The sequence below is a fragment of the Brevundimonas sp. genome (assembly GCF_016463295.1).
In the GTDB taxonomy this organism is placed as follows: Bacteria; Pseudomonadota; Alphaproteobacteria; order Caulobacterales; family Caulobacteraceae; genus Brevundimonas.
On record NZ_JAEMRO010000103.1, the window covers coordinates 1 to 6574 of the forward strand.

Genomic DNA, 6574 nt, shown 5'->3' on the forward strand with positions numbered 1-6574 from the left:
ATGATGCTGTTCGCCGACGCCAAGAAGATGGTCGAGGGGATCGTGAAGGGGCTTTAGGCCATGCCGACAGTCCTGCGCTGGAACGGCTACCGGTTCTATTTTTTCTCAAACGAGGGGTTCGAGCCGCCCCACGTGCATATCGACAAGGGCGGGTGCTCTGCCAAGGTCTGGCTGTCGCCCGTCGCAACAGCGCGCAATATCGGCTATTCTGCCAAGGAGATGGCCGAGATCGTTCGCAAGGTGAACGAGGAGCGGGCCAGCTTTCTGGAGGCGTGGAATGGCTATTTCAGCCGTCATGATCGATGAGCGGGTCGCGGGCGTCGAGGTCACGGACGTCGAGTTGATCGTTCGCCTGAGAGATGGACGCAGGCTGGCTGCACCGCTGGACTGGTTTCCTCGCCTGAAGGCCGCGACGCCGGCTCAACGCGCGAACTGGGAAGAGGCCGCCGCCGGGCTGGGCGTCCACTGGCCCGAAATCGACGAGGACATCGGCGTGGCGGGCTTGCTGAGAAGTGCCGCGCCTGAGGCAGCCTGATCAGCATGGCGTCCGAACTCAAGACCCAGCCCACCGACGCCTCCGTCGCCGACTTCCTCGCAGGCGTCGAGCCCGCATCCCGCCGCACCGACGCCCAGACGCTGGCGACTCTGCTGGCCGAAGTCACGGGCGAGACCCCCGTCATGTGGGGGACGTCGATCGTCGGTTTCGGGCGCTACACCTATGTGAACACGACGAAAAAGCCCGCCGACTGGCCGATCATCGGCTTCTCGCCGCGCAAGGCGAACCTGACCGTCTACATCATGCCCGGCTTCGACGGTTACGAGGACCTGCTGGCGCGGCTGGGCAAGCACAGGACCAGCGTGTCCTGCCTGTATCTGAACCGGCTGTCCGACATCGATTTCGAGGTGCTGCGCGAGATGGCGACGCGCTCCGTGGCCTGGATGCGCGCGCGATATCCGTCCGCAGGCTGAAGGCCCTATCGCGCGTCCCGGCGCGGCGCTATCACGCGCCCGTGAACGCCACCTCCATCCAGACCCCCACACCGCATCGCCGTTTCGAGGCGCTGGATTCCCTGCGCGGGGTCTGTGCGATCCTGGTGGTCATGTTCCACATGCCGGTGGCCAGTCACTGGCGGGACTGGGGGCTGGTCCAGCACGGCTATCTGTTCGTCGACTATTTCTTCGTCCTGTCGGGCTTCGTCATTGCCCATGCCTATGCGGAGCGGCTGAAGACGCCTCGCGACGCCGGGCGGTTCATGGTGCGCAGGCTGGGGCGGGTCTGGCCGCTGCATGTGCTGATGCTGGTGGCCTTCATCGGGCTGGAGCTGGCGCGGCTGTGGTTCAGCATCGATGCGGCCACGCCCTTCACGCGCGACCGGTCGGTGGAGGCCATCTTCACCAACCTGCTGCTCATCCAGGCCTTCAACATCCATCCCTATCTGACCTGGAACGGGCCGTCGTGGACGCTGAGCGTCGAGGTCGGCTGCTATGTCGTGTTCGCTGCCCTGCTGCTGCTGGCCCCGCGCCGCTGGCGCTGGATCGGGGTCGTGCTGGCCGTGATCGGGGCGGTGCTGGTGCTGTTGTTCGCGCGGCGCTGGATGAACACAACCTATGACCTGGCGTTTCCGCGCGCCGTCTATGGCTTCTTCCTGGGCGCGGCCTTGCAGGGGCTGTGGCTGCGCATCCCGCGCCTGAAAGGCGGGGCGGCGACCCTGCTGGAGTTCGCCGTCCTGCTGGCCATCGGCCTGTTCATCGCCTGGGCGACCGGGCCGGTGACGGTGGCCGTGACCCTGCTGTTCGTCCTCGGCGTCTGGGTCTTTGCGGGCGAGGAGGGGGCCCTGTCCCGCTGGCTGGACACCCGGCCTCTGGTGACCCTGGGGCGGTGGTCCTTCTCGATCTACATGGTCCACATGTTCGTCATCGTGGTCACCCTGATCGTGGCGCGAAAGCTGGACTGGATGCCGGGCGGACGGCGCATCGACTTCGGCTCGGTCTGGCTGAACGACCTGTTCGCGGTGGGCTTGTTCGTCGGCATCGTCGGACTGGCGCTGCTGGCGCATAGGTTCGTGGAAATCCCCGCCCAACGCTGGATCGACCGCAAGACCAAGCCGTCGTCAGCTCGCTAGACCTTGCCGCCACGCGCTCCCAAGCGCCTTGCGATCAAACACTGCCAGCCAGATTACGGCGGCAAGACCGGCCAGGATTCTCAACGACCATGTGACGATCACGATGGCCAGTTGCAGCAGGATGATCGCCGCCTGAAGCGCCAGCGTGCCGAAATAGACGATGAAGAAATACCCGCCCACAATCCAGAATGCGACGACCATCACGCCGCCATGCGGAAGTCTTCGGATGGGTCGAAGGCTGGCCGCGCCTCGTCCCACAGGGCGTCCTCATCGGCATAGCGGGCCGACAGGCGGGCATCGATGACGTCGATCACCTGCTCTTCCAGACGGTCCCAGACGACGGCCAACGCGCCCAGACCGTCCCCTTCGCAGGGCACGATCAGATAGCGGGACGAGGAGACGGCGGAGGCGGGGGCGAAGCGGCTGGCGATGCGGGTCATGGGGTCAACTCCGGGGGCGCGGGACTGCGTTGAGACTGACCATGAGACAGTGTTGCGTCAGAAACGGTCGTATGTCAGAAAAAAATCATGAGACACGAGAAGGCCGGCATGATGATCGAACTGGCGCGCCGCATGGCCGCCAGCGCCGAGGGCCTGACGCTGGACGACATCGTGCGCGAGATGGGCGTCGGGCGCCGCACCGCCGAGCGGATGCGCGACGCCATCCTGGACCTGTACCCTCAGACCGAGGAGGTGTCGGACTGGCCCCACAAGCGCTGGCGCATCCGCGGCGGTCTTTCCGCCTTCGAACAGGCCCCGACGGCCGAGGAACTGGTCGAGCTGACGCGGGCGGCGCAGGGCCTGCGGGCCACGGGCGAGCCGGGGCGGGCCCAGGCACTGGAAAGCTTGGAGCGCAAGCTGAAGTCGGCCATCCGCTCCACGACCCTGAACCGTCTGGCTCCCGATCTGGAGGCGCTGGTGCGGGCCGAGACCCTGGCGGTGCAGGCCGGACCCCGCGCCTCCGCCGACGAGGCCGTGCTGGCCGAGGTGCGGCAGGCCGTTCTGGCGGGCCAGCCGCTGGGCTTCATCTACAGCCGGCCGGGGGCCGAGGCGCGCCGCCGGATCATGACCCCGTGCGGCCTGATGTTCGGGCGGGCCAATTATCTGGTCGCCGCCGAGCCGGACAGCGGCACGATCAAGACCTTCCGCCTGGACCGGATGAGCGCGGTCAAGGCCGAGCCCGGCACCGCCACCCCGCCCGCCGACTTCGATCTTCAGGTCTTCGCGGGCCAGTCCTTCGGCATCTACCAGGACGCCATCGAGGATGTGGTGCTGAAGATCACGCCCGAGGGGGCCGCCGAGGCCCGCGTCTGGCGCTGGCACCCGACCCAGTCGCTGGAGGACGAGCCGGACGGCGGCGTCATCGTCCGCTTCCGCGCCTCGGGCATGCGCGAACTGGCCTGGCATCTGTTCAGCTGGGGCCAGCAGGTCCGCATCCTGGCCCCGGAGCGGCTGAAGACGGTGATGGCCGACGAACTGGCGGCGGCTCAGGCCGCCCTCGATCAGTCGAAGACGTGAACCGGATTTAAGGCGACGACGCGCGCGCAATCTCGCTAACGTCGATCATCGAACCAGCAGGGGATGAGGCGTGAGCAGGCGAGTATTGGCATCTTGTGCAGCCGTAATCCTGACCGCGTCGGGTCTTGTGGCCTGCACGACCCCGTCGCCGCCGGTCATCGCCCAGACGCCCGGCAAGGCTCAGCCTGCCGCGGAGGTTGCCGTTACGCGCGACGGTGACGTCTGGACCGCCGACTATGTGTTCGCCGACGATGCGCCCGTCTGGGGCTTTGAGCGATCGACGGTGATCGAGGGCACGCGTGAGCCCTGGCGGCCGCGTGACTGGCAGGTGACGACGCCCGGCGTCGTGCTGGAGCGGGTCGGCGATCTGGACGTGCTGCGCAGCCTCGACGGTCATCCCGTGCCGCGCCGGGTCAGCCTGCGTCTGACGCCCAGCAGCGACGATCTGGAGGCCGACTATTCGATCCTCAAGTTCACCGACGGCTCCGTGGCCATGTACAGCGGGGCCTTCGACGTCTTCCCGCTGCCGTCGCTGGAGGCCATTCCCGAAACGATGGAGCGTGGCACGGAGCGCGAGTGGGGCGCGGTGCGGATCACCTGGACCGACCGGGCCGGACCTGTGCTGCTCAAGGGCGAGCGGGTGGCCCAGGCAACGGCCCAGGACGCGAATGCCTATGTCCTTTTCGGCAAGGCACAGATGAAGGAAACCGACCGGCTGGTCACGGTGGTCGATCCGGAACTGCCCGCCTGGCTGGTCGCCACCATCGAGGACTTCGCCCCGCGCGTGATCGACTACTACGGCCAGAGGCTGGGCCCGGGCGAGACGCGCCGCCCCACCATCATGGCCAGCTGGTATGGCCCCAATCCCACCCACACCAGCCTGAGCGGCAGCGTCCTGCCAGGACTGATCACGGCCAGTTTCGAGGGCAAGGCCCTGCTGACCGAGGAGCCGGACATTCTGGCGCGGAACCGCTGGTTCATCGGTCATGAGGGCGCGCATTTCTGGCTGGGCCAGACGGTGCGCTACGAGCGGGCGCGGGATTCCTGGATCACCGAGGGCGGGGCGGACCTGATGGCTGTCCGCGCGCTCAAGACGCTGGACCCGACCTATGACGCGCAGGCCGAGCTTCAGCTGGAAGTCGATGACTGCGTCAAGCTGGGCACAAAGCCGGTCAGCGAGGCCGGGCGCCGCGGCGAACACCGCGCCTTCTACGCCTGCGGGGCCGTGTTCGCCCTGGCGGCGGAGGCGGCGCAGAAGCGGGCGACCGGCGGCGACTGGTTCCACTTTCTGAAGCCCCTGATCGACGAAAGTCGCGAGGACGGCGTCCTGACGCGTGAGGAATGGCTGGCGCATCTGACGGCGGTGTCGGGCGATCCCGAACTGAGGGCGCGGATCGAGGTCCTGCTGGACACCGGAGCTGCCGATCCGACGCCGGTCATCGCCGCCCTGTTCGACCGCTCGGGCGTCGGCTACCGCCTGACGGACGGGAAGATCGAGCTGATCTAGGTCGCCGCGAACGGATAGGGGCTGACCGACTTGGACCAGTCGTCCACGGTCAGGGGACGATCCACGGGTGGTGCCGCGCGTTCGGCGCAGGGGTGGCGGTGGCACAGGCGGCAGGCGGGGCCGATGGGTGTCACCTCCGGCGCGGCCAGATCCAGCCCTCGGGCATAGGTCAGGCGATGCGCATGCTTCAGCTCGCATCCCAGGCCGATGGCCAGGTCGTGCCCCTCGGTGAAGGCGTCACTGCCCTGACGATCGACCGTACGGGCAAGCGTAAACCAGCGGCCTCCATCGGGTGTCTCGATGATCTGGGTGACGATCCGGCCGGGGGTGCGAAAGGCGCTGTGCAGCCGCCAGCGCGGACAGGCCCCGCCGAACCGCGAGAAAGGAAAGCTGCCCGAGGCATAGCGTTTGGAGACATTGCCCGCCTGATCGACCCGCATCAGAAAGAAGGGCACGCCCCGCGCCGTCGGCCGCGACAGGGTCGTCAGGCGATGCGCGGCCTGTTCGTAAGAGACCCCGAACCGCGCTTGAAGTCGGGCCATGTCGTAGCCTGTCTCCTCTGCCGTGCGCTGGAACGGGCCGTAGGGCATCAGGATGGCGGCGGCGAGCGTATTGGTCAGAGCGACCTTCAACAGGCGGCGTGTGGCCTCGTCGGGCGCGGCGGCGGCCTCGGCCATCGCCGTCAGTTCCGCGTCATGTTCGGACAGCGCCAGCTGGAAGGCGACGGCAAAGGCGCGCGACGACGGCCCCAGGGTCTCGGACAGCAACAGGCGACGCCGGTGAAAATCGAACCGCCGCGTCCACTCCACCATGACGTCGGCGGGCAGGGTCCGCACGCTTAAGCCATGCGCCGATTGCAGGCGGGCGCGTACCTGCGTCTCGAACGGTTCGCCCGGCGTGGCGGCGTCCAGTGCAGTCGCCTGCGCCTCCCCCAGCGTATCCAGTTCGGGAAAATGGTTGGCGCGCGTCTGGATGTAGTCGCGGACCCAGTCGGCCGGGCTGTCGTCGTCACCGCCCGTCTCAGTGCGGTCTCGCGTGCGCCGATCGGCGAAAGCGCGGTACAGCCGCAACAGGGCATCGGCCGCTGCGGGCTGATCCTCGGCCATTTGCACGATCTCGTGGCGCGGGACGCTCAGCCCCTGAAACAGGGGATCGGCAAAGGCCTCGGCCAGTTCCGCCTCCGACGCCGTGCCCCCCGACTGGCCCAGGGTGCGCAGATCGACGTCATAGGTGTCGGCCAGACGCAGCAGCAACTGGGCCGACACGGGCCGCTGGTTCCGCTCTATGTGGTTCAGATAGCTGGGCGAAACGCCGAGATCGGCGGCCATGGCCGTTTGCGTCAGCGACAGATCGCGCCGCAGCCGTTTCAGCCGCCCGCCCAGAAACAGTTTGCGATCCGCCGTGTCCATACCGGCATGATGTCACAT

General features: G+C 67.6%; 9 protein-coding genes. 6 read left to right on the forward strand and 3 right to left on the reverse strand.

All coding sequences use genetic code 11. The annotated features are described in order from the left end of the window. The first annotated feature begins 60 nt into the window (after positions 1-60). Genes JHC81_RS13185 through JHC81_RS13200 form a run of 4 tightly spaced genes read left to right on the forward strand, consistent with a single transcriptional unit; the run spans position 61 to position 2123 of the window. The gene (locus JHC81_RS13185; protein ID WP_292175433.1) at positions 61-306 is read left to right on the forward strand and encodes a DUF4160 domain-containing protein; all 246 of its coding nucleotides are present in this window, start codon (positions 61-63) and stop codon (positions 304-306) included. Continuing rightward, a complete protein-coding gene (locus tag JHC81_RS13190) occupies positions 278-535 on the forward strand; it encodes a DUF2442 domain-containing protein (RefSeq protein WP_292175434.1) in 258 nt (85 codons plus the stop codon). The genes JHC81_RS13185 and JHC81_RS13190 overlap by 29 nt, the downstream gene beginning before the upstream one ends. A 5-nt stretch (positions 536-540) precedes the next feature. Next, on the forward strand, positions 541-969 hold the full coding sequence (locus JHC81_RS13195; RefSeq protein ID WP_292175436.1) for a DUF1801 domain-containing protein: 429 nt from the start codon (positions 541-543) through the stop codon (positions 967-969). Positions 970-1010: 41 nt separating this feature from the next. After that, positions 1011-2123: an acyltransferase gene (locus tag JHC81_RS13200; RefSeq protein WP_292175438.1), complete on the forward strand. Its 1113-nt coding sequence runs from the start codon at positions 1011-1013 to the stop codon at positions 2121-2123. On the opposite strand, the gene JHC81_RS13205 is transcribed toward JHC81_RS13200, so the two are convergent. Together JHC81_RS13205 and JHC81_RS13210 are read right to left on the reverse strand one after the other, a co-directional pair. Further along, on the reverse strand, positions 2112-2324 hold the full coding sequence (locus JHC81_RS13205) for a hypothetical protein (protein ID WP_292175440.1): 213 nt from the start codon (positions 2322-2324) through the stop codon (positions 2112-2114). The two genes, JHC81_RS13200 and JHC81_RS13205, sit on opposite strands and share 12 nt — an antisense overlap. Then, positions 2324-2563 (reverse strand): hypothetical protein, encoded by a 240-nt coding sequence (locus JHC81_RS13210; RefSeq protein ID WP_292175443.1) that lies wholly within the window; start codon positions 2561-2563, stop codon positions 2324-2326. Before JHC81_RS13210 ends, JHC81_RS13205 begins: the two co-directional genes overlap by 1 nt. Positions 2564-2650: 87 nt before the next feature. Between JHC81_RS13210 and JHC81_RS13215 the strand changes: the two genes are divergently transcribed. Both JHC81_RS13215 and JHC81_RS13220 read left to right on the forward strand, forming a co-directional pair. Further along, positions 2651-3640 carry a WYL domain-containing protein gene (locus JHC81_RS13215; protein ID WP_292175445.1) on the forward strand — a complete coding sequence of 330 codons (990 nt, stop codon included), beginning with the start codon at positions 2651-2653 and terminating at the stop codon, positions 3638-3640. A gap of 70 nt (positions 3641-3710) precedes the next feature. Beyond that, the gene (locus JHC81_RS13220; protein WP_292175447.1) at positions 3711-5147 is read left to right on the forward strand and encodes a hypothetical protein; all 1437 of its coding nucleotides are present in this window, start codon (positions 3711-3713) and stop codon (positions 5145-5147) included. On the opposite strand, the gene JHC81_RS13225 is transcribed toward JHC81_RS13220, so the two are convergent. Beyond that, positions 5144-6556, reverse strand: a complete 1413-nt coding sequence (locus tag JHC81_RS13225; protein WP_292175450.1) for a helix-turn-helix transcriptional regulator — start codon at positions 6554-6556, stop codon at positions 5144-5146. The genes JHC81_RS13220 and JHC81_RS13225 overlap by 4 nt on opposite strands. Positions 6557-6574 lie beyond the last annotated feature (18 nt).